The 26,155-nt window shown below is 52.9% G+C and carries 32 protein-coding genes and 1 riboswitch; of the genes, 14 read left to right on the top strand and 18 right to left on the bottom strand.

Annotated features, from left to right (window positions below):
- Window positions 1–28 precede the first annotated feature (28 nt).
- On the bottom strand, window positions 29–499 hold the full coding sequence (locus ORD20_RS08950) for a phage tail protein (protein WP_103374111.1): 471 nt from the start codon (window positions 497–499) through the stop codon (window positions 29–31).
- Between the two features lie 208 nt (window positions 500–707).
- On the opposite strand from ORD20_RS08950, the gene ORD20_RS08945 reads away from it, so the two are divergent.
- From ORD20_RS08945 to ORD20_RS08935, 3 genes are all read left to right on the top strand, one after another.
- Window positions 708–2,279 carry an acyl--CoA ligase gene (locus tag ORD20_RS08945; protein ID WP_103374089.1) on the top strand — a complete coding sequence of 524 codons (1,572 nt, stop codon included), beginning with the start codon at window positions 708–710 and terminating at the stop codon, window positions 2,277–2,279.
- A 209-nt stretch (window positions 2,280–2,488) separates the two neighbouring features.
- Window positions 2,489–2,809, top strand: a complete 321-nt coding sequence (locus ORD20_RS08940) for a hypothetical protein (RefSeq protein WP_430626111.1) — start codon at window positions 2,489–2,491, stop codon at window positions 2,807–2,809.
- Window positions 2,767–3,336, top strand: coding sequence for a hypothetical protein (locus tag ORD20_RS08935; RefSeq protein WP_430626110.1), 570 nt, complete (start codon window positions 2,767–2,769; stop codon window positions 3,334–3,336). The genes ORD20_RS08940 and ORD20_RS08935 overlap by 43 nt, the downstream gene beginning before the upstream one ends.
- A gap of 13 nt (window positions 3,337–3,349) precedes the next feature.
- Here ORD20_RS08935 and ORD20_RS08930 read toward each other — a convergent pair whose 3' ends face one another.
- The 9 genes from ORD20_RS08930 to ORD20_RS08890 form a co-directional block, all read right to left on the bottom strand.
- Complete coding sequence (locus tag ORD20_RS08930; RefSeq protein WP_103374092.1) at window positions 3,350–4,606, bottom strand: 3-hydroxy-3-methylglutaryl-CoA reductase; 1,257 nt, start codon at window positions 4,604–4,606, stop codon at window positions 3,350–3,352.
- A 98-nt stretch (window positions 4,607–4,704) separates the two neighbouring features.
- Window positions 4,705–4,995: a hypothetical protein gene (locus tag ORD20_RS08925; protein ID WP_103374093.1), complete on the bottom strand. Its 291-nt coding sequence runs from the start codon at window positions 4,993–4,995 to the stop codon at window positions 4,705–4,707.
- A 121-nt stretch (window positions 4,996–5,116) separates the two neighbouring features.
- Entirely contained in the window at window positions 5,117–5,854 is a 738-nt protein-coding gene (locus tag ORD20_RS08920; protein ID WP_430626109.1) for a response regulator transcription factor, read from the bottom strand.
- Window positions 5,835–5,928, bottom strand: a riboswitch (cyclic di-GMP riboswitch). Its footprint overlaps the gene before it by 20 nt.
- 240 nt (window positions 5,929–6,168) lie before the next feature.
- Window positions 6,169–6,867 (bottom strand): alpha/beta hydrolase family protein, encoded by a 699-nt coding sequence (locus ORD20_RS08915; RefSeq protein WP_103374094.1) that lies wholly within the window; start codon window positions 6,865–6,867, stop codon window positions 6,169–6,171.
- Window positions 6,860–7,453 carry an HTH domain-containing protein gene (locus ORD20_RS08910; protein WP_103374095.1) on the bottom strand — a complete coding sequence of 198 codons (594 nt, stop codon included), beginning with the start codon at window positions 7,451–7,453 and terminating at the stop codon, window positions 6,860–6,862. Before ORD20_RS08910 ends, ORD20_RS08915 begins: the two co-directional genes overlap by 8 nt.
- Window positions 7,454–7,455: 2 nt before the next feature.
- Window positions 7,456–8,550 (bottom strand): lipoate--protein ligase family protein, encoded by a 1,095-nt coding sequence (locus ORD20_RS08905; RefSeq protein WP_103374096.1) that lies wholly within the window; start codon window positions 8,548–8,550, stop codon window positions 7,456–7,458.
- A gap of 38 nt (window positions 8,551–8,588) precedes the next feature.
- Window positions 8,589–8,960 carry a DsrE/DsrF/DrsH-like family protein gene (locus ORD20_RS08900; RefSeq protein ID WP_103374097.1) on the bottom strand — a complete coding sequence of 124 codons (372 nt, stop codon included), beginning with the start codon at window positions 8,958–8,960 and terminating at the stop codon, window positions 8,589–8,591.
- A gap of 29 nt (window positions 8,961–8,989) precedes the next feature.
- Window positions 8,990–9,211 carry a sulfurtransferase TusA family protein gene (locus ORD20_RS08895; RefSeq protein ID WP_103374098.1) on the bottom strand — a complete coding sequence of 74 codons (222 nt, stop codon included), beginning with the start codon at window positions 9,209–9,211 and terminating at the stop codon, window positions 8,990–8,992.
- Window positions 9,212–9,239: 28 nt separating this feature from the next.
- Window positions 9,240–9,671: a glycine cleavage system protein H gene (locus tag ORD20_RS08890; protein WP_242968202.1), complete on the bottom strand. Its 432-nt coding sequence runs from the start codon at window positions 9,669–9,671 to the stop codon at window positions 9,240–9,242.
- A 408-nt stretch (window positions 9,672–10,079) separates the two neighbouring features.
- On the opposite strand from ORD20_RS08890, the gene ORD20_RS08885 reads away from it, so the two are divergent.
- The 10 genes from ORD20_RS08885 to ORD20_RS08840 all read left to right on the top strand — a co-directional run bounded on the left by ORD20_RS08885 (window position 10,080) and on the right by ORD20_RS08840 (window position 18,215).
- Window positions 10,080–10,448: a DsrE/DsrF/DrsH-like family protein gene (locus ORD20_RS08885; protein ID WP_103374100.1), complete on the top strand. Its 369-nt coding sequence runs from the start codon at window positions 10,080–10,082 to the stop codon at window positions 10,446–10,448.
- A gap of 39 nt (window positions 10,449–10,487) precedes the next feature.
- On the top strand, window positions 10,488–11,201 hold the full coding sequence (locus ORD20_RS08880; RefSeq protein WP_173677050.1) for a 4Fe-4S dicluster domain-containing protein: 714 nt from the start codon (window positions 10,488–10,490) through the stop codon (window positions 11,199–11,201).
- A gap of 125 nt (window positions 11,202–11,326) precedes the next feature.
- A complete protein-coding gene (locus ORD20_RS08875) occupies window positions 11,327–12,259 on the top strand; it encodes a heterodisulfide reductase-related iron-sulfur binding cluster (protein WP_430626108.1) in 933 nt (310 codons plus the stop codon).
- 23 nt (window positions 12,260–12,282) lie between these two features.
- A complete protein-coding gene (locus ORD20_RS08870) occupies window positions 12,283–13,329 on the top strand; it encodes an FAD-dependent oxidoreductase (protein WP_103374102.1) in 1,047 nt (348 codons plus the stop codon).
- Window positions 13,326–14,135: a hypothetical protein gene (locus ORD20_RS08865; protein WP_103374103.1), complete on the top strand. Its 810-nt coding sequence runs from the start codon at window positions 13,326–13,328 to the stop codon at window positions 14,133–14,135. The genes ORD20_RS08870 and ORD20_RS08865 overlap by 4 nt, the downstream gene beginning before the upstream one ends.
- 24 nt (window positions 14,136–14,159) lie before the next feature.
- On the top strand, window positions 14,160–14,855 hold the full coding sequence (locus ORD20_RS08860; protein WP_103374104.1) for a 4Fe-4S dicluster domain-containing protein: 696 nt from the start codon (window positions 14,160–14,162) through the stop codon (window positions 14,853–14,855).
- Between the two features lie 37 nt (window positions 14,856–14,892).
- Complete coding sequence (locus ORD20_RS08855) at window positions 14,893–15,774, top strand: CoB--CoM heterodisulfide reductase iron-sulfur subunit B family protein (RefSeq protein ID WP_430626107.1); 882 nt, start codon at window positions 14,893–14,895, stop codon at window positions 15,772–15,774.
- The gene (locus tag ORD20_RS08850; protein WP_430626106.1) at window positions 15,771–16,046 is read left to right on the top strand and encodes a hypothetical protein; all 276 of its coding nucleotides are present in this window, start codon (window positions 15,771–15,773) and stop codon (window positions 16,044–16,046) included. The genes ORD20_RS08855 and ORD20_RS08850 overlap by 4 nt, the downstream gene beginning before the upstream one ends.
- A 13-nt stretch (window positions 16,047–16,059) precedes the next feature.
- On the top strand, window positions 16,060–16,320 hold the full coding sequence (locus tag ORD20_RS08845; protein WP_158246124.1) for a thioredoxin family protein: 261 nt from the start codon (window positions 16,060–16,062) through the stop codon (window positions 16,318–16,320).
- 206 nt (window positions 16,321–16,526) lie between these two features.
- Entirely contained in the window at window positions 16,527–18,215 is a 1,689-nt protein-coding gene (locus ORD20_RS08840) for a phospholipase C (protein ID WP_103374108.1), read from the top strand.
- A 73-nt stretch (window positions 18,216–18,288) separates the two neighbouring features.
- Here ORD20_RS08840 and ORD20_RS08835 read toward each other — a convergent pair whose 3' ends face one another.
- The 3 genes from ORD20_RS08835 to ORD20_RS08825 form a co-directional block, all read right to left on the bottom strand.
- On the bottom strand, window positions 18,289–19,344 hold the full coding sequence (locus tag ORD20_RS08835; protein ID WP_103374109.1) for a DUF1641 domain-containing protein: 1,056 nt from the start codon (window positions 19,342–19,344) through the stop codon (window positions 18,289–18,291).
- A 39-nt stretch (window positions 19,345–19,383) separates the two neighbouring features.
- The gene (locus ORD20_RS08830) at window positions 19,384–19,767 is read right to left on the bottom strand and encodes a DsrE/DsrF/DrsH-like family protein (protein ID WP_103374110.1); all 384 of its coding nucleotides are present in this window, start codon (window positions 19,765–19,767) and stop codon (window positions 19,384–19,386) included.
- 260 nt (window positions 19,768–20,027) lie between these two features.
- The gene (locus tag ORD20_RS08825; protein WP_242968205.1) at window positions 20,028–20,192 is read right to left on the bottom strand and encodes an MMPL family transporter; all 165 of its coding nucleotides are present in this window, start codon (window positions 20,190–20,192) and stop codon (window positions 20,028–20,030) included.
- 132 nt (window positions 20,193–20,324) lie between these two features.
- Between ORD20_RS08825 and ORD20_RS08820 the strand changes: the two genes are divergently transcribed.
- Window positions 20,325–21,869 carry an ISL3 family transposase gene (locus ORD20_RS08820; protein WP_430626105.1) on the top strand — a complete coding sequence of 515 codons (1,545 nt, stop codon included), beginning with the start codon at window positions 20,325–20,327 and terminating at the stop codon, window positions 21,867–21,869.
- Window positions 21,870–22,165: 296 nt separating this feature from the next.
- Here ORD20_RS08820 and istB read toward each other — a convergent pair whose 3' ends face one another.
- The 5 genes from istB to ORD20_RS08795 all read right to left on the bottom strand — a co-directional run bounded on the left by istB (window position 22,166) and on the right by ORD20_RS08795 (window position 26,121).
- On the bottom strand, window positions 22,166–22,915 hold the full coding sequence (gene istB / locus ORD20_RS08815; RefSeq protein ID WP_103373960.1) for an IS21-like element helper ATPase IstB: 750 nt from the start codon (window positions 22,913–22,915) through the stop codon (window positions 22,166–22,168).
- Complete coding sequence (locus ORD20_RS08810) at window positions 22,912–23,646, bottom strand: transposase (protein ID WP_242968166.1); 735 nt, start codon at window positions 23,644–23,646, stop codon at window positions 22,912–22,914. Before ORD20_RS08810 ends, istB begins: the two co-directional genes overlap by 4 nt.
- A gap of 109 nt (window positions 23,647–23,755) precedes the next feature.
- A complete protein-coding gene (locus tag ORD20_RS08805; protein WP_430626700.1) occupies window positions 23,756–24,058 on the bottom strand; it encodes an NAD(P)/FAD-dependent oxidoreductase in 303 nt (100 codons plus the stop codon).
- Between the two features lie 85 nt (window positions 24,059–24,143).
- Window positions 24,144–24,854, bottom strand: coding sequence for an alpha/beta fold hydrolase (locus ORD20_RS08800; protein WP_430626699.1), 711 nt, complete (start codon window positions 24,852–24,854; stop codon window positions 24,144–24,146).
- Window positions 24,855–25,182: 328 nt separating this feature from the next.
- Complete coding sequence (locus tag ORD20_RS08795) at window positions 25,183–26,121, bottom strand: MFS transporter (RefSeq protein ID WP_430626104.1); 939 nt, start codon at window positions 26,119–26,121, stop codon at window positions 25,183–25,185.
- Window positions 26,122–26,155: the final 34 nt, after the last annotated feature.

The raw sequence follows: 26,155 nt of genomic DNA, 5'->3' as shown, positions 1-26,155 counted from the left end.
CGTGGCCATCAAAGAGGTCAGCGGTTAGTCACCATTCGTATTGGCCTTTAATGACAAAAAACGAACCCCGAATCGTCCCCGCAAGTTTGGATTTTTGCCGAGCAAACCGAAATGTCCCCTCTAACTCTGCGGGAACAGGCATCGTTTCGGCCAGTTTAAATCCCACCGCACGCTTCTTAGGATTATCTACGGAATACATGACGTTCACCTCAAGCCCATCTTGATAGAAGACATAGGTCCACCAAATATTGCCCAGCTTAAACCGCGATGTCTCCAAGGGAGTGGCTGCCAATTCAATGTTACGTTCTTCTTTTAGAATGCGGCGCACATAGCATATGGTATCCTGACTGTTCTGAGCCGGGATGACTGTAAAATCATGGTTGTACTTATTTTTAAAATACCGCGCTTCATGCGCCCGCAAGCCCGCTAAGGCATCTGCCACCGGCGAACACTCCAATCCCCTAGACGAAACCTGAAGAAAATCCACAACATACGCTATGTTCATGGGCCCAACCTCTCTCTACTGAGTGCGAAACGGGTTATTTCTTTGTGCTTTTGCAGTCCTTTCCAGTCACTGACAGTTTCTCCGAGAACTCATAGCACTGTGCACGACAAAACGTTAATATGATAGGAGCACTGGAGTTGTTTTGTTCTCACCATCATTTTCTATCTTAGGCGTTTCGTTATGCAAGGAGGCAGAGACAGCGATGTCGGCTCAACCCGATTACTGGAACTTTGGACGCGATGTCATCGACCATTTGGCGTCCACACATCCCAATGATACCGCGCTTTATTTTCTGAATTTTGAAGATAGTCGCTCCTATACCTTTTCCGATATATCTCGCATCTCCGATCAGACCGCAGCCTGGTTGCGCGACCAAGGGGTGTCGCCCCAAGACCGCGTGCTTATTGTTCTCGGCAAAGATCTGGCGTTTTGGCCCGTGATGGTCGCCCTCAATAAACTAGGAGCCGTTGCGATGCCCGGCACCACGCAACTAACCGCTAAAGATTTACAGTACCGCCTTGAAACGTCGCAGGCACGGTGCGCCATCGTATCGCCTGATGCCGCCGAAAAAATCGATGAGCAGCAAGCCCCCGTAGATATCCGAATTATTGTCGGCGCCACTCGTCCAGGATGGGCGACATTGGATCCGTATTCTTTATCCCATGAGCGCTTCTCAGGAAATCCCACGCTTCGCTCCGATCCCACCCTCATTTATTTTACCTCCGGGACCACGGGTTACCCGAAAATGGTTCTGCATAATCAAGACTATCCACGTGCGCACACCATCACGGCCCGTTATTGGCTTGGATTAAGCGAATCTGATTTACACTGGAACGTCTCTGACACAGGGTGGGCAAAAGCGGCTTGGAGTTCGTTGTTTGGCCCCTGGATGGTGGGCGCTGCCATTGCGGTGGATAACATGGAAGGCAAATTCAACCCGACAGACTTCTTAAAAATTTTGTCAGCGCATCCCATCACCTCAGTCTGTGCGCCGCCAACCGTCTATCGTCTGGTGGTGAAAGAAGACCTCACACAGTGGCACTTTCCGACTTTACGTTCCGCTGTCAGCGCTGGTGAGCCGCTAAATCCCGAAGTCATCGAATTATTCCGCCGCGCCACCAACCTAGAAATCCGTGATGGCTATGGCCAAACAGAGACTGTCCTGCTCATTGCCAATACCCCTGGCCTTCCCGTTCGCCCAGGCTCCATGGGCAAACCCGCCCCAGAATTTGAGATGACAGTCATTGATAGCGCAGGACAACCGTTGCCCCGCGGTCAAGAAGGCGATATCGCCATCCGCGTTCGACCCACACGTCCACCCGGCCTCTTCCAGGGATACGTCAATGACGAAGAAGGGACGGCCAGGCGATTCGTTGGAGACTACTACATTACAGGGGATCGTGCCGTCATTGATCAGGACGGCTATTATTGGTTTGTCGGCCGTTCTGATGACGTCATTATCAGTTCCGGATACCGTATTGGCCCCTTTGAGGTGGAATCGTTGTTAGTTGAACGGCCGGAGGTATTGGAAGCAGCCGTCGTGTCCTCTCCCGACCCCGTGCGCGGCGAGATCGTGAAAGCCTTTGTTGTGTTAAGGCCGGGCATTGCTCCCTCACCAGAGCTAGCCCACACGCTCCAGGAACACGTAAAAACCCAAACGGCCCCCTATAAGTACCCACGCGCGATCGAATTTGTGACAGATCTTCCTAAAACCGTCTCAGGGAAGATCCGCCGCATCGAACTGCGCCAAAAAGAGTGGGCCAAAGACTCTTAAATTGCCTCATGTGAGACCCACGGATTGTTCGGCGTGACGATCCGTGGGCTTGTTGTATCCGTGCAAAATCGCTGGGCACAAGCCATTCGTTTGCAATGGCCTAGAACTTTTGGTAACGTTTTGGAAGGCGCTGCTTCAGCGCAAAAGTTTCCCCTTCCACATGTCACGAAGCAAGAAGCCTGGCATGATTCTCGAAAGGATGGTCGCTGGTGATAAAAGTTTTCCCACGTTTTGACGAGGATCTTTTGGTGCGCCTCTTCCACAAAGGAGTGAAAGCCCAGTGGTCAACGGCCGACGTTGACTGGAATGATCCCATTCAGTTTTCTCCATCCCAATCACTAGCGTTAGCCCGCATGCTCACCCCTGTGTATCTAGGCGAGCAGTCCGCAATGATTGGCGCCAGCGTCGTTCTGCCGCAAATGGCCAACGCGGGCGAAACCAGCGCCCAGCTCTATCTCAGCAGTTTTCTCATGGATGAATATGCCAAATGCTGCGCTATCATAACCGATTGCGCAAAGGGGATCGTCTAGATTGGGTGTGGGGCATCCTCATTAGTGACATTTTCGCCAAAAACTTTTATACCCTGTATGCCAAAGCACAGCCTGAAGCTCTTTTTGGCAAACTATCGGGGCGCATCTTGCGCGATGAATCACGCCATCAAGCGTTTGCCGAATATTATCTCAAGCGTTCGATCCCGCAGGTCTCTGGAGAACGCGTGCAAGCCCTTATGGGCATGAAAGACGAGCTGCTCGGAATTATGGAATCGATGTATCAACGGCTATACGCTGATGCCGAAGAAGTCGGCATGGATGGTCGGGGATTTCTAGACCGTCTGCGCACTGATATTGAAACCAAAGCGCGCCGTATTGGGCTTTACGATGCACTCCCCCCCAGCGGACGTGGCCCCGCGTCAGTCCGCTTCAGTACGTCCTCTCCCGAGCCGTCTGCCAATCCCACCCCACTCTCGTTTCGTGGGCTCAAATCGTCACGCTGTTCAACCTGCTTTCTGGCGCTCTTGTGCCAAACCCCGTTATTTCAACGCGCACAATGTGTTTAAAGCACGAGGGCCCCTACCGGAGCCCACCGCGCTGCCAGTGCGTGCGAAAAAAATTTTCACTGCCCCGACTCGCCATGGAGGCGGCAGCGGAAATCTCGAGCGCTAAGGCGGACGCCCCAATAATCTGGGCCAAGCGCTTAGAAGAACCCGGTCCTTGGCATTGCATCATTTGCAAGTATTGTTGTGCATGGGGCAACTGTGTGCCGCCGCCGACCGTGCCGACCTCTATCCCCCCTAAGGTAATGCTAAAAGCAGTTCCTTCAGGGGTCCGTGACACGGTGGCCTGAGCCATGCTACTAGTTCCCACCATCCCCAAATCTTGACCTGTCGCAGCAAAAATTGCAGCGATAGCGGAGGCGGGCGTAAATCCAAATGACTGCATCCCGGACGCATGCGCCCCGTGCAAGCCCACCCATTCGAGCATCTGCAGCCCTTGAGGCGTGGTATGCAAGTGACGCGCTACCACGTCATCCGGAAGCACCACTTCCGCCACCACGGTTTTGCCGTGTCCGCCCGCAAAGTATTCATAACTCGGTTTTTTGTCTCCGCCTAAATTGGCCTCTAAAAAGATCTGGTGCGGGACAAGCCCCTCGGAACTAAGCGCATTGACAATATACTCATTTAAGGCATAGGCGTTACGCGTCATCATATTCGGCCCACACGCTTCTTGCGTGTCAAACCCATAAAGAACATGACAGACAGGGCCCACAACCCGGGTGCGAATCCGCAACAATTGCGCATGGCGCGAAATGGCCGCCCGCACCGCACCTTTATCCTGATGATCAGGATTGTTAATCCATGCTTTCAAGTGAGATTCCTCTTGGGCACACCACCGCGCCAATCGGACAGCTTCCGCAGCGGTTGAAAAAACAAAAGCGCAGTCTCGAGTCATTTCATCTTGTAAAAGCCATGTTTTTACACCACCCGCCAAATCGATAACCCGCATGCCGCGCAGCATCGATTCAGACAGTCCGCCTTCCGTATGCGCAACCGGTACAAAAACACGATCGGCGTGGCGCCCTATTTCCTGCAATTGATGGGCTTCATCACGTTCATAAATCCCCATATCAATTACGAGGGGACCGATGACCCCTACAGGCAAGACCATTTCCCCCGTGAGACACTCTTGAAAAGAAGCTAATCGCTCAGGACCCAAAGACCACGAAAAGATCTCTTGACCGCTCTGCTCCATCTGCGGCAACGCGCGGAGATAGGCCTGGCGTTCCGCAATCGCCTTCGCATGATTCCGGTGCGGCCACCGAAATTTCATCCATCCATCGTTCCCTTCTGCTAGACATTCTGTCCTATTGTATCAAACAGGAGGACAATGTCACCGAGAAAGTACCCCTTAGCATAAAACACACAGCCTTACGGCTTCGGTGCAGGATGCGGGGGAGACACCTTGGGAGGGCGCGTCTTGGATTCGAGCATCTCGACCGAACACGCGGCGCTAATAAAGCCGTTAAACAAGAGGTCAGGAAGTCCACTCCAGCGAAACTGCTGCGCAAACACAGCAGCTAAACAAATTAAGGTTTCGGCAATGATGAAAACGGCCCGCGGAATCGATAGACAAGGATAATGGATGAGCAACAGTTTCATAATGCCACTTGTCGCCAGCGTAATGCTGCCTAGGGAAACCAATTGGCTTGTAGAATTCACATGCATCGCCTCCTTCACAACTGGTATAACTGAGGCGTGGGGTGATGAGGAAGGGGGAGATCGAGGTGATTTTGTCATAGCCCCCCGGGGGATTAAAGAATATGCCAACATCCCCCGCGGACTAGCTTTCTTTGGAATCGTCCAACCCCAGTTTCTGGCGGATATGTTGCACGTGGGTTTTCACTGTACTTCTCTCAATATGCAACTGGTCCCCGATCTCTCGCTGACTCAACCCCGACTGCAAAAGACCATAGACTTCACGTTCTCGACTTGTCAGACTCCCCAAGGCATCGTGAACTTCCACGACAGACGCGCGATGCCGAAGCGTTGCCGCAGCGGACAGAACAAGAAAATTGACAATCAACCAAAAGGCCATATGACTAACGGCTAGACTCGTCAAAGGACGGGACGGAAAAGGCCATAACGTCAAAACCGCAATACTGCAGTAGGTTACCGCAATCCAGTAGCCTACACCATTGTAGTAGGCGATGAGTTCAATGCCAATGAGAGGCAAGAGGGCGGGAGCATTCGATGCCAGCGTAATCGAAAATTCCGTAAGGACCACGAGACCTAAGACCAAATCAAAAACTGTTGTAATAACCGCCAATAAAATAACGGAACTCGCGTGGTGCCGATGCAACAACCATGCCAAAATGTCGGCAGCCGAGACAACAAAAGCAGACAGCCACGCATGGGGAAGGCTCTTTCCGGGAAACGCCATGATATTCCACCACAAAAAGATGGACACAATCCCGCGTAATGCTAAGCCCCGTGAAAAAATCCAATAGAAATCCCCGGGCGGAAACTCCACTGACGAAGAAGATCCTCCTGGATGCATATGCGGCAGCACGGCTGTCATGGCCCCCTTTCAACGGGACGGTAGACCCTGTGGCTTTGCGAACCGAGTTTTCACTCGGGGTGCCTTTATCTATTCCGTTTCATCGTTAAGATGCATCAAATCATGTGCCTGTCCTAGGTCTCAAGGCCATTGAGCCTATCTTACGCTCGGAAGAAAATCTTAAGGAAAATTATACCTTCTGATAATTTTTTGGTCAATTAAGAATATGCGGACGGATGATTCCTTATTCCTCAGACTTCTACCACGTCGAAGTTTAAGACAACGTGGATCAAAAAAAGCCTCCGCGCCCGAACCGGAGGCAAAAACCTGTCTTGTTAGCGACTCGGAACAACCGCCGTGTCATCCAAATACTGGTCGACCCACTGCTTGGTATAACTCAGAGCTTCTCGGCAAGGTTCCCCAAGGGAGCCGGGCCACACATGTGGCAATCCTGGAATACGGTGATAGTCCCACCGCTCTGGCCACTTGCTGACGCCCGTCGCCAATAAGAAAAATTCTTCAGCCCAATTGGCCCGTATCTCGCTATCATTGTCGCTATGGATCAAGAGCACCGCCCGCGATCCAATGCGCGGCACCTTATAACTCACATCCCAATCGAGGAGTGCCTTTTTCACCTCATCTGCGGGCCATCCATAATGGGGATGTTTATCTTTCAAGTAATCTAAATTGGGCGTGCTGGAAATGGACACGACACATTGGATCGGCGCGGTCCGGTTATCTGCCGCCGCCCAAAGGCCTACCAACCCGCCCAGACCCCGTCCAATAATAGCAAAGCGCCGACCTGGTGGACTGTCCGCCAATTTCTGCGCAATGTATTGCCGAGCCCGTTGCATCGTGGCCAAATAGCCTCCAAAAAACAAATCGCGGTAAAAATCTGGACCTTGTGTTCCTAGCGAGATGTATTCCCAGTCAGCTCCGGGACGAATCGCCGCAAGATCTCGCAACCCTTGTTCCGGATGATGATCAGGAAAATCCCCAATAACGAGAATCTCTTCACATTTAGCCTCAGTCATCGTGCCGTTCCCCCTTCTCAGTCGTCGCCATATCCGTACGCAGAGGGACAAAGAACTGGCAGACACCTCGCTCTCCATCGGCCAAATGAATCACCGGCGCATCGAGATGATGCGCAAACGCCCGTGCTTCCGCATCGCAGACGGACTGCGTTCCACGCCAATAAGGAAAGGGGCATCGCTGCATAGTAATCCACCAGCCATTCGGGGTCTTATTCCAGCTCATCATTAAGGACTCATCACGCGACACATCGTCAGGTGTGTGGTCCATGCGCCCGCGGTAATAATCATCAATAAAAATTTCTAAAATACGATCCCGCAAAGCCGGCCCTCCGGCTTCTTGAATCGCACTGAGCAACCGATTCACCGGTTGCATGGCCGTACTCTCTTTCGGAACCAAGCGATATTCTCCCGTATGGCGCGATCCCGGTAACAAAGACATGCGCACCACCCCTTCGCTCACCAGTTGGTGCAGGGTTCGTTGCACATGCCGTCTGGAAACCCCCATTTCCTGCCGCAATTCTTCAGTGGTCACCACGGGATGGTCTGTCAAATAGAGCACAATTTTTTCACGCAACCCCGACGGCATATTCAGGCCCCCCTTTGGGTTCCCCCTTCAGCCATTGCCGCTTCCTCTAAGTTCGCCCGATGTAGAAAGGCTTGAACGATATCATCAGCGGCAATACCTTTCACCTTGCCTTCACGAAACAAGCGCTCCACAAAATCGGGCAGGTCTTGCACAGACAAGGACGCCTGGTTAATAGCATCTTGCAGTGCTTGCAGCGCCTGGGCAGGCTCAATCAAAAAATCTCCCCCAAGCCACGCACTTTCAATAAGGCCTTCCCGCTCCCGCCAAATGGCTCGCACCAATCCGGTTGGCGCCTTGTAAAGACCTTCATACAAGTAAACGTCCCCGGTAATTTTCGTGCCAGGCACCGTCCAGCCTTCGTTTTGAAAGACAAAATCGGGATCAAACAACTGAACGGCGAACTGCTTGGCCGCTTCTTCCTCATTCTCGCGCAAGTCCTCATAATGCGCAGGTGTATCGAGCATGTTAGCAAACTCTTGACTTAAAATGTCAATCGCTTCCTCCGCTGACGGAACCCCTTGTGGCAACTGCTCTGTCATTGTCGTCATGTAATCTCGCATCGCCTGCACCGTCTTATCACGGAATTTTTCGGAAGGCACATTGAGGACATGCGCCATTAGCTCCCGATCAAAATCATACATCAAACTTCCCACAAAAATCAGACTGTGCGCAATCGTCGCGGCACCCGTGCCGCCAATTTTGCGCGACCCCACAACAATGTCATTCAGCGGCCGGATCGCCGCATTAATCCCCATGCGCTGGTATGCAGCGACAGGAGCGGGCAGCAACGCCTGATACAAATCTTTGACCGATGCATGCGCCCCCGGCATAATCAGGTGCCAAAACACCTGATTATGGTCGAGAAGCACCGCCCCTCCACCGACTAACCGCCGCGCAATGGGAATGTTATGAGAGCGACAATAGGGCACGTTCAATTCCCGGCTGGCCAACTGATGATATCCCACCGAGACAAACGCTTCTGCAGGCCGCGCAAACACTAACGTCATTTCATCCGAAGGCGCTGCTTCTTGCGCCACTGCATGAAAAACGGCTAAAGACCTGGGCACGGACACCGTCCCTAAATTGACCACGCGCATAACGCGACCCCCTTTTTTCCTGCGCCTAGGTGGTGACCCTAAAAGGAAATGACCAGATCCGCCTCTAACGCTTCTTCATTGACAAAAGTTCCTCCCACCACGTCAGTGACCGCATCAATTAAGTCGTCTTTCGTCATGTCATTCAAATCCAAGCTAGGCGTGCACACTAAGAACTTGACACCCGCCTCTAGCGCTTGGTCGATAAAATATTGCAGGGTTTGGCCCCCTTCTTTGACAAACACCTGTTCCGCCACACCTTTTTTCATAAGTTGCGTTCCGTGCATCGTAAAAAGCATCGTCACGTCATGGTCTAACAAACACCCCGCCGTGGCGAGAAAAAAAGGCGACGCCATACGCGCCGGCGTATCCGGACCAGACGTCTGAATGTACAGAATCTTTTTCGTCTCCATCTATACCGCCTCCTAGGATGGCCGTTCTATTAGACCTTTTCCAACTTGAAATGAAATTCTTTTTCCACTTGCTCCGCCTGCAACAACTTATGACCCGTGCGCCGCGCATACGCCTGAAAATCTGCAACGGCGCCAGGATCTGTGGCCAACACTACCAACGCATCCCCCGGCTGAATTTGATCCATCGCCTTCTTGGTTTTAATAATGGGCATAGGGCACGAGAGTCCCCGCACATCCACCACCTGTTCCATCCCTGTCCTCCCCTTTCACCACATCCGATTAATGACCACAGCGAATCCCGTCTTGCGCGATCTTCTCGCGATATTCCTGCACTCCTTGAGACCCTGTTACCAGTTCCTTGGCATCTTCCGCCCAGTTACTAGGAGCCATTCGAAAGAGCCAGGCTCCGTAGGGATCGCGGTTCAACGCCTCGGGATCTTTTTCAGGCACATCGTTGACCTCTTTAATAACACCGGACAACGGGGTCGAAACGCCGCCCACCCACTTGCCGCTCTCCAGCGTCGCAGCGCTCGCGCCCCGTTTGAGCTCTCGGCCAGCGCGCTTAATGCGACACACCAACATTTTACCTGCCAACCCTTGTGCGGGGTCCGTTATGCCCACTTCCACTAAATCTCCGAGGGGCCGCGCCCACACATGTTTCTCAATCCAGTAATACCGATCTTCAGGAATAATACATTCGGATTCAGCCACGATTATTCTCCCTTCCGCGCACCGCCTGACCGTTAGACCACGGGTTCAGGCACTACGAGGCGCTACAGTCATTGTTGGCTCTAAAGCCATAACGCAGTAGGACCGAATGGCCCTCACAATATGGACCACATGGCCCTATCTCCCCTACATTGTGAGGCATTTCACCAAACAAAAGCGGCGAGCCGGTGGCGTTTTTGTCGTACTTGGGATAAGCGGTGTTGGATTTGACCAAGCAGTAGTAAAGACGCTTGGTCGCTGTACTTTGTAATGATCGGAGTAAAATGCATACGCAATTCATGCGCACGGATTATTTAATCGCAATTCAATCGGTGCTAGGATGACACCAATCAGCCGTTGGCTCTAAAGAACCAGCCCGATTGATGCGAAAAGCAAAGGAGAGAAGATCAAATGGCGCGATTTGTGTATGTCCAAACACGTGGTCGGGAACAGCCAGAGCGCTGTTTTACGGTCTTTTTCATGGCTACCGTGGCGCGGGCCCTCGACCATGAAGCGGCCATTATTTTCACTCAAAGCGGGCTGTCAATCTTTGAGCCAGGGTTTGCCGAAAACACCTTAGCACTGGATGGCAGTGGCAAGCGGCTGATGGATTTCATCCACACCGCGCAAGAGCAGTCGGTCACATTCTATGGATGTCGGTTGAGCTTACCTTTGGTTCATCTGGATCCCGAGGCGGTCATGTGGCCGATGGAGTGGATCGGAGCCGCCGATTTTCATGAATTGCTGTTATCGGCTGATCGGCTTGTGTATCTCAGCTAGACAAAGCGGCATCTGTTCGCTTAGAGGAGGTGACTATTGATGAGTCATGACAACGACACCGTCACCCATCTCCGGCTTGATCCCGATGATGTGGGGCAGCAAGACGCGCAAAGTTTGCTAGAGGCGATTCAAAGCGACTTGCGTTACGAGGAAGTGATTCATGGCTGTCTCAACTGTGGTGTGTGTAGTGGGTCGTGTCCATCCCACCGGTTCTTTGACTATTCTCCACGCATCGTCGTGCAGACCGTGTTATCGGGTGACGCGGAAGCCGTCAAAGCCATGATGGATGAATACATTTGGGCGTGCGCTCAGTGTTATACCTGTGCTATGCGTTGCCCGTTCCACAATTCCCCAGGCGGCTTAGTGATGATTATGCGGGAAGTCGCTGTATGGCGCGGCATGGAGGCCGTCCACCGTCTATTGAAGCCCTATGGGCGTGTATTGCTCAAAGTGCTGTCCATCGGGAACCAGTTGACGCCGGATATGATTCAGCCGGACTTCTTCCCCGACTGGGGTCCAAAAATTCCTTGGAGTTCGACCGATTTGGCCATTAAGCGTAAAGCGATTCCTGTTTACACCCTGCAGGTCACGACGTCAGCATGGCGGGTTTCACCGGAGACATCGTATGAGCTGTATTCCATTTACGAAGAAACTGGCGTGTTTCGTCTGATTGAAGAAATCGACCCCAATCTCTATGAAGTCGTGGCGGATATGGTTGAGGATCTCCGGGATATGGTGGAATCTAGCCGCTAATCCCAGAAACGGAGGAAAAAAGATGGCGACGCACGAAACGCATCCCCACAAACAAACTATGGCATCACAAATCGTGTGGGCAATGCGGCAATATCCCCGGATACCCGACGAGCATCATGTGGTTCATGAACAAAATGGGGTTAGAGTATCTGGACGAAACGCACCAAACAAGTTGTACCGCATGGAACTACCATGGTTCGGGCACGTCCAACTTGGTCGCCTTAGCGAGTGTAGCGGTCCGGAACTGGCACCGCGCCTATGAAACCGGCTATTTCCCACTGATTCACTGTGGCACGTCCTTCGGTAATTACAAAGAGATGCGCAATCTCTTAATTGAGCACAAAGACTTGCGCGATGAAGTGCGGCGGATTATGCATAAAGTCGGCCGGGAACTGGTGATTCCTGAAGAAATCGTACATTACAGCGAATGGCTGCACGTTTTACGCGACCGTGTCGCAGCCATGCGCATTCACGACGTGTCAAACATCGTGACCACGGTACATCCCGCGTGCCACGTGTGGAAGTTGATTCCTGAAGACGTCATCTATGACCCCAACATCTATGGTGGCGAACGCCCAGCGCCCACGACCGCTATTTTACTCGCTTTGGGGGCTCAAGTCGCTGACTATTCCACTTGGTATGATTGCTGCGGATTTGGCTTCCGCCACATCTTGACCGAACGCGAATTTTCCCGCTCATTCTCGCTCGAACGCAAAATCAAGGTCATGGTCGAAGAAGCGCATTCCGATGTCGCGATTACGCAAGATACGGGATGCACGACCACGCTTGACAAGAACCAATGGATTGGCAAAGCCCATGGCTACAACTATGATCTGCCGGTCATGGCCGATGTCCAATTTGCGGCCTTAGCCGCAGGCGCCGATCCCTATAAGGTGGTGCAAATTCAATGGCACACCTCTGGATGGCAAAAACTCCTGGATAAGATGGGCATTGACTGGCAGTCTTCAAAAGCCGCCTATGAAGCATACCTAGAAGAATTACGCGCCGGCAAGGAACCGGAACAACTTTATATTCCCCCGGTCGAACAGCCGGTATAGCCCCAAAACAAGGAGGTTGCGAGATGTCTCATTCAGTGATCGTCATCGGAGGGGGCCCGGCGGGACTTCAAGCGGCGGCAACCCTAGGAAATTTCGGATTTGATGTGACCTTGGTCGAACAGCATGACTATCTCGGCGGCGCCGTGGCAAAGCATCAATACCAAGTCTTGATGCCGGACTTTAGTAGCGGTCCCGCATTAGTCGAGCGGCTCGTTGGGTCGGTTAAAAATAATGCGCACGTGAAAATCCTGACCAACACGACTGTCGGTACGGTAGAAGAAGTGAGTGACGGTTATCAAGTCCAACTCGAAGGCCCCAAACCGCAACAAATGGTTGCACAGGCGGTCGTCTTAGCGACCGGATTTGATCACTTCGATCCGACCCGTGATGGCAAATACGGTTATGGTTTGTTCCCGGATGTGATTACGGGGGCAGAACTCGAAGAGATGTTTGCCAAAGGACCCATTCGTCGTCCTTCTAATGGCGAAGTCCCGCAGTCCGTCGCCTTTATCTATTGCGTCGGATCCCGAGACCGGCAAGTCGGCAATACGTACTGTTCCCGCGTTTGCTGTGCGGTTTCTGCCAAGCAATCGATCGAAATTCGCGAACAATTGCCGAAAGCACGCATCAGCATGTTTTACATGGACGTTAGGACCTATGGGCTTTGGGAAGACACTCTGTATTGGCGGTCTCAGGAAGAAAGTGGGGTCGTCTACGTGAAAGGCCGTATTGCGGAAGTCACCCAAAAAAATGGGCAGCCGGTTTTGAAAGGTGAAGACACCTTAGTGCGTGGTCCCTTTGAATGGCCGTTTGACTTAGTCGTGTTAGCCGCAGGTATGGAACCTAGTCAGGGAACTCGGACCTTGTCGCAAAAGTTTCATATCGACCTCGAGCCGCACGGCTTTGTGCAACAAGCTGAACCCATGAAAAATGCGAGTCTCACGAGTCGACCGGGGGTGTTCGTGGCGGGCAGTGCGAGTGGTCCGAAAGCGATTGAGGATGCCATAGCCGAAGGGGACGTGGCGAGTCTTGCCGTCATGCAGTATCTGAAAACGAAGGTGGTCGTATGAGCGAGTTTGAAGACTTTATGGAGCGCCTCCAGAGCCCGAGAATGCAAGAGACGTGGCGCGGCGTGCAAGAGAACTTGGATCATATCCCGTTGGAAGAGACTCTCCAAGAACTAAATCAGACGTCTCGGCTCTTGCACCATATTGCCAATCCTCTGTCCGTTGCGATGACAACGGATGCCGAATGGGAAAGCGCCTTACGGCGCCTTCGCAGCTGGCGGCGCGCATTGCCCACCATCCAGTCTCAAATGCCTCTCAGTCAGGTGAAGCTCTACTTGGTGACCTTGTTGGAAATGGATGACGATGTCGATGACCAAATCCGTGCCTTGGGGATGAGTTTGCCCATGGTGGCTAAAGAACAGGCTCATGACCTCGCCATTGAATTTCTTCATTTCTACGCGCCGCGGCGATATCCATTGGGGCCGCAGTGGGTCTATTCGTGGAAGACCGCAACCGGGGCTCTGCCCTATCTTCTCGAATTCACGAATGAGCCGGGGCTTAACGGGCATGACCGATTTCATGCGTATGGTGCGAATTACGCCGAATTGTTTGCCCGGATTAAAGGCTTAGACAGCGTGCTGCAAGACCAAGGATTGCACCGCTGGGGCGTGTACTCAGTCGATTTAGTTCTGGCGTACATTTACGCAGACTATCTTTACAAGATGTATTTCACCACGTCTAAGTCTATTTTCTCGACCATTCCGACTGTCCTCGGCGTCGTCAGCTATCTTCTGGGTCTGCCGATCCCGCCGGAGGCCGTTCCCACGGGGCAAGAAGTGGAAGCTCCGGATTCGTGGATGCAGTCATAACGACTTTAAGGAGGTGACCCTAAAGTGGCCAAAGGCTCTGGTATTATTGAACGTTCGTTGCTCGAAGATGACCAAATCATGGAGGAAGAAAATCTGGTCATGGACGGCATTGACATCTCCGGGCGCTGGAACACCATGCTCAAAACACGCGTACATTCTCAACGAGATTTAGATTCTTGGGACGAAGTGCGCGCCAGTGCCATCGGAGAAAGCATCGACAACTGCATTCAATGCGGGATGTGTACCGCGGGATGCACTGTAGCGCAAGAGATTCCGGCGTTTAATCCACGTCAGTTCATCTACTGGGTCCGTGTCGGGCGCAAAGACGACCTCATCAAAAATGCTGACGTGATCTGGAGGTGTGTTGGCTGCTATATCTGCACCAATCACTGTCCAAAGGAAGTCAATACGGCCGAAGTCATTGAGTCCATTGGCCAGTGGTTGCGCACGCAAGTTCCCGAAAAGATGGATCCTGCCTACCGCGCTAACCACGAGGCTTACCGTCATCAACTGGAAACGTATGGACGCCTTAGCTTGCCGCGCTTGCAGGCCGAATTCTTAAGCAAACTCGGTCGTCAAAAAGAATTGTTTGGTCCGGACCTGCGCCAAGCAGCGGTCAAAATGCTGAAGGACGGACGCGCCATTAAAACCTTGTTGATTGGGCGGCCACGCCACTGGAACCGTAGCCGTTTTGTCTTGACCGATTCGGCCAGGGCATAGGCCAAGAATTCCGTCAGACACTAAGGAGGCATATGAGATGAAAACTGCGTACTTTCCCGGATGTTCGTTGAAAACCATCGACCGGGCATATGATGTCAGCACACGCGTCATCGCGGAAGACTTGGGCATGACCTTGGTGGACGTGGAGGATTACTCGTGTTGCGGCGCAGGAGAACTCAAAGGGGAAGGCATCAAAAGTCACTTTTTACCCGCGCGCAATCTGGCACACCTCATTAATCAAGGGGAAACCGAGGTCATGGTCTCGTGTAATGTCTGCTACCACGAATTATCTCGGACCGCGTACGCCGTCCAAAAGGGCGGCAAGAATCTGGAAGACATTCAGGCCATGCTGAAGGATGCTGACGAGCCTCTCATTAAAGAGCAGCCCACGGTGCGCAACACACTGGAGTACCTGGTCAACGTGGTAGGGCTCGACACGATTGCCAAACATGTTAAGGTGCCGTTGACTGGGTTACGCGTCGCTCCCTACTATGGCTGCTTGTATCAAAGGCCTGCCAAAATGGTTAGCTCTGTGCAGATTGCTGGCGAAGACACAGAACATCCCCACTTTATGCATGACTTAATGGCCGCCCTTGGCGCCACCGTGGTCGAACACCGGGCCGAGACCACCTGCTGCGGCGGGAAAAATCTTCTGTCCGATGAAAGAATTTCTGGAAAACTCACGGGTCGCATCTTATCGACCGCCAAGACCAGTGGTGCAGACGTTTTGGCTCTCATGTGCCCCAAATGCGCTGGCGGACTTGACGCACTGCAGTTTCGTGCAGTCGGCATGGTAGGGGATACTGCCAAACTCCCTGTCATGTATTATACCCAGTTGATTGGCATCGCCTTTGGCCACCGCCCCGAGGAACTCCTTCTCGTATTCTCTTTGTTCGTCCCAAACGGGTTGGTGCAGTGATTGAGCAAGGGAAGTCTTTAGCATCGCTGGAAAGTGGCAAGTGGGCAGGCCCGTTGGTCTGCCCAGTTTCCGGTACGATTGTGGAGACCAATGCCACATTATTGCAAGAACCTGCACTGTTGAACATTGATCCCTACGGTGCAGCATGGATTGCAAAGTTATCGTATGATCCGCAGCAAGACTTGCATCATCTGGTTACGGGCGATGAGGCTTTGCGTCTGTACCGGGAAAAGATTGTTCGCGACAAAATTCAATGTATGCGGTGCAGCTAAGGAGGCGAGTCCTATGCCCGAAGTCATTGTCGCGACCTCCCAGTGGTGCCGTACATGTCCCGCTACGATTCGGCAATGGAAACAACTCGCCGATGAGTATAAATTCACGGTACGGGAGGTGGATGTCGGGACGTTGGAAGGCCGCGAGTTGGCGGTGAAACTATATATTCGCAGTGTTCCAAGTACCATTATCAACAATCAAGTTGTGCATGTTGGGGTGATCGACAGAAATACGGCGATCAATCTCCTCAAAACTCATGGTCTCACCGCGTAACGGCGAACAACCGAGACCTTGAAAGGCTGAAGCACAAGAGCAGGCGTTCTATTTCCGCGCCTGCTTTTTATATCCGTTCCACTTATTACCAATTATTCATGAAATTTTCATGAATCCTCCATGGCAAGATCACAGACTTTTCGTATGCTCTCAAAGGATTCCCCTCATCTACCCTACGTATTTCCATAGGAAAGGATGATCCGTCCATGCAACGTGTTCGTCGCCGCGTTTGGGCTTTAACCGCGGCCACTGGTATAGCAGGGTTGCTGATTAGTTTTTGGAGCTCCCCACCCCAATATGCGGCGTCTGTTAACGCGCCGTCTTCAAGCGCTCCTCCTATCCACCACGTGGTGGAAATTATGTTGGAGAATCACACGTTTGATAACCTCTTTGGCCACTTTCCCAATGCCAACGGATTGCCCTCTAATCTTACCCTGCCTAATCCCGACACAAACTACGAAGCGCCAGGCGTTTCCCCTATGAACGCACCGGGCAATGTCGGCGACACCGTGGACATTAACCATAACCGGGCCCCGGAAATCATGATGATGCACAACGGCGAAATGAATTATTACACCGTGTATCCTGATAACGGACTAGCTGCCATTACCGAATTTGGCCGCGCCAATATCCCTAACGAATGGCAATTAGCCCAACACTTTGTCTTGGCGGAAGACAACTTCCAACCCGCTACAGGACCCACCCAGCCCAATCGAGAATACGCCATTGCCGGTACGGCAGGTGGATGGATTTCGGACAGCCCGCCGAATTTTACATTTTCCTTTCCCACCATATACCAAGATCTCGCGAGTCATGGGAAATCTTGGGGCATTTTTCAAGGCGACTACGTATCTCGCAATGACGCGCAAAATGGCTTAGGGTTTGTCCGCCATTGGAATACGTTATGGTACACCCCGATTTATCAGAATTCGGCCGAGTGGAACGCCCACGTGCATAACCTCAACACCTTTATGAACGACGTGGTATCGAACCATCTCCCGTCTTTCTCATTTGTCGTCCCCACGTGGCTCTATAGTGAACATCCGCCTACCGAAATCTCGTTAGGTGATGCCTGGATGGGACAACTTGTCACGGCCTTGATGCAGAGTCTTGAGTGGAAATCGACCGCCATTTTCATCACCTATGATGAAGGCGGCGGGTATTATGATCATGTCAGTCCTCCCCAAAACTATCGCTATGGATATGGAACGCGCACGCCCATGGTAATCATTTCGCCTTGGGTCAAACCCGGATTAGACGATGCATTGACATCCAATGTGTCCATTTTAGCTTTTATGGAACACCTTTGGCAGTTGCCACCGCTCACGGCCCGCGATGCGCAAGCGAATGACCTCTTCTCAGTTTTTCAGTCGACGCATCCGATTTCAAAGGTCAGTCTACCTAACGTGCCCGTCGATACCTTAGAAATCACCAATAAACCTAGTGAATCGCAAGCGGCTCAACCTGGACAACGTATGACGCTGACGATAGAGGCCAAAACCGTTGCGCTACAAACCGATCCGACGTTTAACGAGCCCATCGCATTGCAGTTAGTCGCGCCGCAAGGGACGCAACTGCCGCTAGGGTGGCAAGACCATGTCATGCTCGTCCACGGAAAAGCGTCTTTAACGCTCACGTTCCCGGACGCAGGTTATTATCAAATTCATGCCTGGTCCCTCTCATCAACACACACGGCTAATGGGGGAGCCACCCTCGACGTCGGCGTAGGACCGGACACAGTGCTTAATACGCAAGTGACGACAATCGGCCCCACGGCGGTGCTCCCTATGACCACAGCCCAGTTTACCACCGCACTTCCGGCTCATTCACCGACGCCGCGTGGCCCTACAAGCCCTCAAGGTTTTGCCCATCCCCTAGACAGCGATCCGTCTTAACAACCCAAAGAGGGCCCGTTAATTGCATGGGCCCTCTTTCTGCTTGCAACACCAATCCATGTGAGCTTTTTGGTTAGCCCCCGGACAAAGCGAAATGGGAGAGTTGGCCAGCGAGACTCATAGCAAAGTGCATCCCTTTTTGCACATCGGGGTCGCGCATCAGCGCCATCATCCCCTTCATACCTCCAAAGGTTGATGTTTTTCGCTTGTTCTCTTCAGCCACATTTTGAATCACTTTCACCATACCGGGCCAGTTGAGATGACCATCCGTTCCCATCAGGCCCGGGAATAACGCGGACCAATCAACGGCGTCTTTGACCTTCTGCACCATGTTTAAGAGGTCCTGCACTAAATCCCAGGCATGCATGTCGCTTAGCATGGTCAAGAGTTGTCCGGTAATGCCAATCAAGCGGGAGAACGTGTCTTGCGGTACCTCTTCTAGGAGTTGCACCGCCAAACGCAGCACCTGCACCATCGCATCTCCACTGGCTATTTGTGTCACCGTGATCAGATTGGCCCAATTGGTCGCGGCAGCCGTATCAACAATTTGAGAACGCTCAAGCCACTGCCCCAATCGGTCCGCCGCCTGCATTCCATCAGCCGCTTCAGGCAACGCATCTAAATACTCTAATCCTAATAGGACGGTGTCGAGCAGCCCATGTTCTTGGAGCCGACCTACCATGTCCAACATCTTGGGCAAGGCCTCCAACACTTCGGGTTGACCCATTGTATCGACCAACTGTTGCAGTGCCCCGGCTTGTACAAAGGCCTTCAGCAACGCATTTGTGGGTTCCGTAATCGCTTGATTGCTCAGGGACTTGGTCAAGCTCAGCAAGTTGTCTACTTGCACTGACTGTAATTCTTGAACCCAATCCGCATGGGTCTCATAATAGCTCCACAGCTTATCCACCACGTCAGCGGGATCGGCATCCGGCATCAATCCCGCAAATTGCATCATGGTCACGACAATATCTAAGATGCCACTTTCGTTCATAATGCCCAGCATTTCCAGCATTTTCCCCACGCCATCAAGCACTTCGGGGTTGTCCATCCGGTCGGTCACTGATTCCAGCAAATCGCTAGTCCAATTTTCGTGGAGGGTTTGCTGTTCCCGCGTCGCTACGACCACCGTACCTGCCTCCTTTCTCCCTTGCCCTACGAATACTGATTAAAAGGTCACCGTGCTATCCGCGTCGAGAGCGTCTTCCATAAAGGTTGCGGCACCCGCCGTCACAATATCATCCATCAGTTGCTCGGGACCAATGCCCATCAAGTCCATGGTCATCTGGCAAGCAATGAATTTCACGCCCATATCCATAGCCATTTCGCGTAATTCTTTAATCGAAGGCAAGGTGGCAGCGCGTTCTTTAAAGGGTTCCATACCGGGACTCAGCGGATATTGGGGATCTTTCATAAGCATTTGTAGGCCCCCAAAGGTGCAAAATACACTAACTTCAGCATCCATCGCCGCCGCCGCATTGGCGACGTTCAGCGTCTTGTATGCACCCTCAATATCACCAGCACTCGAAATAATCGCAACTTTTTTCATCATAGGCCTCCTTAATCGTACGGCTCATGTGTCAGGACCAAGATGGGAGATGGATTCGCGAAGCATGACAGAACAACACCTGTCACAGTGGACCGAATCTCAATTTATTATTTTCTAGTCGCAACCCCACTACTAGGAACTTCTGGCCCGCGTAAAAAGGGTCATATGGCCCTCGATTATTATTCCTGTGAACGAAATCACCAAGTAAAACGGTGGATTTCTGTCGCTTTTTCCTCAGAGTCCAACCATATGAAACCCTATGCTCAAAGGCCTAGATTGACGGCACCAGACCAGAAAAAAAATACCGCCCGCCCCAACGTCGTCAAGGCGCGTTGGATAGCCACGGGCGTCTCATCCCGCATCTGCTCCTGGGGATAGCGGCTGATAATAAACACGGCATAGTCCACGATGACGCCAAGGCCACTCATGCTGATGGCATCTGTGTATTGTCAAGAAAAAATGGCTCTCCGGCACTTTTGCTGATCAGGAGGAATTTGGCGGTTGATGGTCGAAGAAGAGGACATGCTTCCAACCCCCTTGACAAGGAGAGAACATGTCCCATGCATATTTTACCAAAAATTCCGGGTGCACGGTGTACCGAGATTACCGACGAGGGGCCGACAATCATACTGCATTTTACCCGGACGACACCGACCGGTCTCTGCCCTGGGTGCGGACAGGCTGCCGATCAGATCCAGAGCCACTATCGGCGCACCGTCAGCGATCGACTGTGGCGCGGATTCCCCGTGCGTGTGGAACTCAAGGTCCGCCGCTTTTGCTGTCGCAATCCGTCCTGCGACTGCGAGATTTTTTGCGAACGGTTGGATCCCTGGGTGCCGGCCTACGGCCGGCGATCCATGGATCTGACAGATCGGATAGAGGACTGGGGCTGGCACCTCAGCGCGGAAGCCTTAGCCCGATTAGTGTTGAAAGACGGTGTCAAGGTCAGCGCTACCACGATTCTTCGGGTTTTACGGACCGCCCCGGATCCAGTATGGGAGGCCCCCCGCGTGGTCGGCATTGACGACTGGGCGCTGAGGAAAGGGCACACGTATGCCACCGTGATTGTCGATCTCGAACGGCATCATATCGTCGATGTGCTGCCCGACCGCCAGCCAGAAACTGTAGCCCAATGGCTCATTGCCCATCCCGGCATCACGGTGGTGAGCCGCGACCGGGCGAAAGGCTATGGGAAAGCGATTCGTGACGGGGCGCCGGGCGCCCGGCAGATTGCGGATCGGTGGCACCTGTTGGAGAATCTGAGCGACGCGATCCAGGACGTCGTCACGCGCGTTCCTCCGCCGATTCGGGCTCCCACCGCGCCGAACCCTCTCAGCGACTCGTCCACCTCTCTCCCTCGGGGGGTGATGCACCAACAGGAACGCTACGCCGAGATTCACGCACTCGCGAGCGCGGGTTACCGGGTCGCCGAAATCGCACGCTGTACCGGCTATGATCGCAAAACGATCCGCAAATATCTCGACGCACAGGATGCCCCGGTGACCTCCGACCGCGCTTCGTCCCCTCATATGCTGGATACGTGTACTCCACTCCTGGAACGGCTTTGGGCTGACGGCACGCGAACCGCGAAAGCGGTGGCCGCCGCTTTACATGACGCCGGTCATCCGGTGAGCCCGTCGACCGTGACCCGCTGGCTGCGCCAGCGGCGCACCCAAGATAAGACGGCAGCTTCGCCGCCTCGTCGTCGGATAACCCGGCGGACGTGGGTCGCCTGGTTTATGGTGCCCTTCCCGGCGTGGCCGCGCAGTGCGACCACTCTCTTGAGTCACCTGATGGCTGCCTCGCCCGTCTATCGCCAGGTCTGGACCTTAGTCCATCAATTTCACACGATGGTGACCCATCGGCATGGACAAGCCTTGGCGGCCTGGATTCGGGGAGCCAAGGCGAGTGCCATTCCGGAGATCGTGCGGTTTGCCAAGGGGCTCGAGGCCGATTGGGCGGCGGTGCACGCGGGTCTGACAGAATCATGGAGCCAAGGAATGACTGAGGGATTTAATACCCAGATCAAGTATCTCAAGCGCGTCATGTTTGGTCGGGCCGATTTCGATCTGTTACGGGCGCGCATTTTACACAACCAATCGTAGGACAACGCTAAACAATCCATGGGGACTCGGCGTTGCCCTGGGATAGACGGCGGCAGCGCGTGAACTTCCACCGTCATGGGCCGCACCGAGAGGGGCTGACGAGATCCTCGTCGACCTATTCGGCACCATTCGAACCACACGGCAAGGACCATGCTCCCATTCTGCCTATCTTTCAGCAAAAGTGCGGGAGAGCCGAAAAAATCCTCATTCTTGCCAATAAAAATCCCCATGGCTATGGGGATTTTTATTTGGCAATTATGGTAGAAGATGGTATGGCCGTAACGCTGTGATCGTGATTACGACTCCCTCATTAACGCGTGCTGCATGCGATAGCTTTCCCCTTCGAAGAGGAGCAAGTGTCCGTGATGGGCGAGACGATCGATCATGGCGGCCGTCATTTGGTCATCCGTGAACACCGCTCCCCACTTGGAAAATTCCAAGTTTGTGGTGAGAATGAGACTGCGGGTTTCATAACTGTCCGCGACGACCCGAAACAGCAATTGGGCCCCTTCCCGGTCGATGGGTAAATACCCCCATTCGTCCAGGATGAGGAGGTCTGTGCGCTGCAACTCCATGAAGACGCGTTCTAAGGTTCCGGCCTTCAGCGCCTCGGTGAGGCGCACGACTAAACCCGTCACCGTAAAAAAGCGCACGATCTGGCCCCGGTCACAGGCCGCCATCCCTAAGGCGATGGCCAGATGCGATTTCCCCAAGCCCACGCCTCCAAAAAACACGAGATTGCGGTGATCCGCGATAAACGTCCCGTGTTCGAGATCCGCCCAGCTCAACACGCTCGGTAAGCGAACCCCCTGACGATCAAACTCCGCCAACGTCTTGTGCGCGGGAAATCCCGCGCGCGACAACAGGCGGGCGCGGCGCCCCACTTCCCGGTTGGCCAACTCCGCGGCCATGACCTGCTCCAGGAAGACTTCCTGCAACGGCGTCGCCTGTTCACAGAGGGTGACGGCGGTTTGACTCCACGACAGCCGCTTGCAGTAGCTGGCAATGACCTCGCGGCGCGTGCGGCGCGCTTTCGAGAGCATCATGGCGCGGACCGCCTTTCGAGCAAGGCATCGTACGGGTGCAAATCGACGACGGGAGACGGGGTAGAGTCCGGCGCGAGCGCGATCCGCCGGGCCATGGCCACAATATCGGCTGTTTGGATGCGACCGGCTGCCACCGTCTCTTCTAGCGCACGGACGGCGTGCTCAAACCCCCATCGCTCCGTACAATGCGCTAATCCTTCCAGGGCGGCTTGGAGATCCGTGCGCCCGGCGCTGTCCAAGGCGGTGCGCACCGCTTCCGGTAAGCCCGACCGGAGCGGGCTATTGCGCCAGGCGCCCGGCCTTTGCGCCACGCGATAAATCGTGGTACGGTAGTCCTGAGAGTCGGATCGGTGGGGACCATAGACGCGATCGTGACGCGTCAACAGGCGGCCATCGGCCGCCAAGGGTTCGACCGAATGGGCCCCGACGCGCACAATCAAGGCTTGTTGGGCATACTCCGGTGCGGAAGAATACCAGTGTTGGCCTTCCAAACAAAAACGGCCTTGTCGGTCGGTGCGCACTGGAGTATAGCGATACGGCGCGAAGGCCTGCGGGGGGAGAGCCCGCAACGCCTCGCGGTCCGCCGCAAAGAGCGTGCGAATCGCGTTCCCCTTCTTATAGTGGGACCGGTCCCAATCGTCTTCGCTGCGCGCTCGTAACTGGTGATTGAAGGCGACCAAGTCGGGAACCACCGGCACGGGGACGAGGAGATTCCGGCGATAATAACCCACCTTATTCTCAACGCTCCCCTTTTCGTAGCCCGCATAGGGATTAGGTAGGTAGAATGCGGCCTCGAGGCTTGGCTGTTCTTAGCGAGTTTCTCTTGGGCCGCGAACCCCTTCAGAACCGGACGTGCGGGATTACCGCATCACATCCGGCTCCCCGATTATCTTGCCACCATGAGGCGGGTGCGCTGGCTTCGTCGCCGCAACACTTGAATCCACGCATAAAGCACCTGAAGGCGAATCGTTTCCAGTGCCTGATAACAGCCCGGTAACCCCCAACCGCGGACATGGATAATAACGACTCTCCAATGTGAAATCGAGGAAATTCATCTTTTTCGACAAGACACACCTTATACCCAAATTGATCCAGTAATAATGCTGATGACGCACCGCTGGGGCCGCCTCCGATAATTACCACATCGAAGTTTTCCGACACTTTGAACACTCCTTCTTCAGTTGTTATGTAGGGTGTCGACCACAGTTTCGGCCAACTCCATAACTAATTACGTATCCGAAATCTGATGACCGGAATTCATGACTTTGCAAGGGATGCCCATGGTTGAGCAATTTAATTCAATGCCGACAGAACATATGAGCCTATCATTCCTTGAGGTCACAAATAGAATCTTGTCTACATCCGGTCTCCGAAATGCCGGATTCGGAAGGCATTTCTTCAACACACGAACAGCTGGGTTGTCCGATTGGAGATCATCCGGTGACATAAATCCATTCAGTATCACAAGTGAACGAATTCTGCGTGGGAGTTTTTGCATCTGGATTGCAAACAACCATGCCAGATACCCTCCGTAACTATCCCCAACGATGTGAATCGCACTGGTTGGATAATCCTCGGTCATTTCACAAAAAGCTTGGAACAACTCGTGCAAATCTACCCTCCCATAGTCCGCAGCAAGGAACCGACTTTTACCACCGACATTGCTACCCGAGGAATTGAAAAGGATAACATGAAAACCTTGACTTGATAAAGCCTCTGCGATGGGGTTGTATGTGTTGTGCCAACAGCCGATCGGTCCACCATGAAGGAAAATAACCAAGTTTTGATTTGAACCGGGTATTACAATGCTGGGGTTGTCGGTGTAGTAGTGCGTTCGGATGGTTTTCGTCGAAACAACGTTGGCTTGCGGATAGAGTTCTGTGAGTACAGGAGGGGAAATGGCCGACGAAGCAATTCCGTACAGTCGAGACTCCGACACGGCCAATGCCGAAATTGTACCATTGTATGCAACCTCTGTTGCCCTTTTGGTTATGACGTCTATAAACACTATACTGCTATTAACTTCGTAAATTCCCGTGATGGCTAGAACGGTCTCGCTATACCAACATAGATCATTGATTATCGAGAGTGAAAGCGGCGTGTCCGTACCCGTAGTGTTGACGTGGTCTACCAGTCTGACAAATGGCACATGGTCCTTTACATAAACAAGCGCCAGAAAGTCTGGACTAGGAGCGGCTGCCAATATGTTGGCTGTACCAATTTGGCCTTGGTTCCGTCTCGAACTTGATCTCCAAATCCAAGAATCTTTATACCAAAAGCAAAGAGAGCAGCCAACCAGAAGCTATGACAAGCATCCCCAAAGATTGAATCAAAAAATTTACGGACAAGTATTTGCGATATGAGACCGCTAGGGCTTTCACTCTCGAGAGGATGGTACCCAGAATCAACGAAAAAGCCAAACAAGACATTATTACACCGTAGATATGTGAGCTCAAGTGATACTGTCGAAGCGCTAGAGGTACGCCCAACGGGAAAACTGCTTCGACTGCCTCAATAAATGGAAAAGCCAACACAAATAACAACAATGGCCTATCACTTCGCAGGTATGACAAGCCCTCTATGCTTGAAATCAAGACGCTCTTTTTCTGTGGAGCTTTTTTGCCCGGGGGCGTTTCGCGAATATTCATGCCGCGAAAAGCGATGAAAGCAGCGATGGCAGAAGCCGCGAATGAAATTGAATCAATAATCAAGATATATGGTGTTCTTAAATAGGCAACGATCCACCCGCCTAATAAAGGGGCGACGAATCTGCCTGACCCGATGGCAAAATACAAATGTGAGTTAAACGAAATCCTTTGCTTCTCATCGGACATGAGCGGGATAGACGCATTCAGCGCTGGATAATATGTCAAGCTAAAGACTGTCAGCATCGCATTCAACCCAATTAAAGCCATACTGGTATACTGAGTTGCCGCAAAAGGACTTGCTATAAGCGTAAGGAACATGCAAGTCACGTCGCTGATAATTAGTACTTTCAGTTTCGGAGTGCGATCCACGATTGTCCCCGCGAATAAACTAACCACTGCCATGGGCAGCGCTCCAATAATGCCAAACAAGACGACGTCGGTTGGACTCCGACCACTGAGAGACCAAATGGCACCAATGCTAAAAATTCCATTCCCTATTGTTGTCAGCCACAATCCCGTTAATAGCAGATAAAAGTACGTCCTGTTGGACCTTATCAAGGCGCACTGTCTCCTTTTCTAAGGTACCCGGGAA

It is taken from the genome of Sulfobacillus thermotolerans, from assembly GCF_039623705.1.
Classification (GTDB): Bacteria; Bacillota; Sulfobacillia; order Sulfobacillales; family Sulfobacillaceae; genus Sulfobacillus; species Sulfobacillus thermotolerans.
The sequence above is the reverse complement of the archived record's forward strand: the minus strand, read 5'-3'. Positions and strand labels throughout refer to the sequence as shown.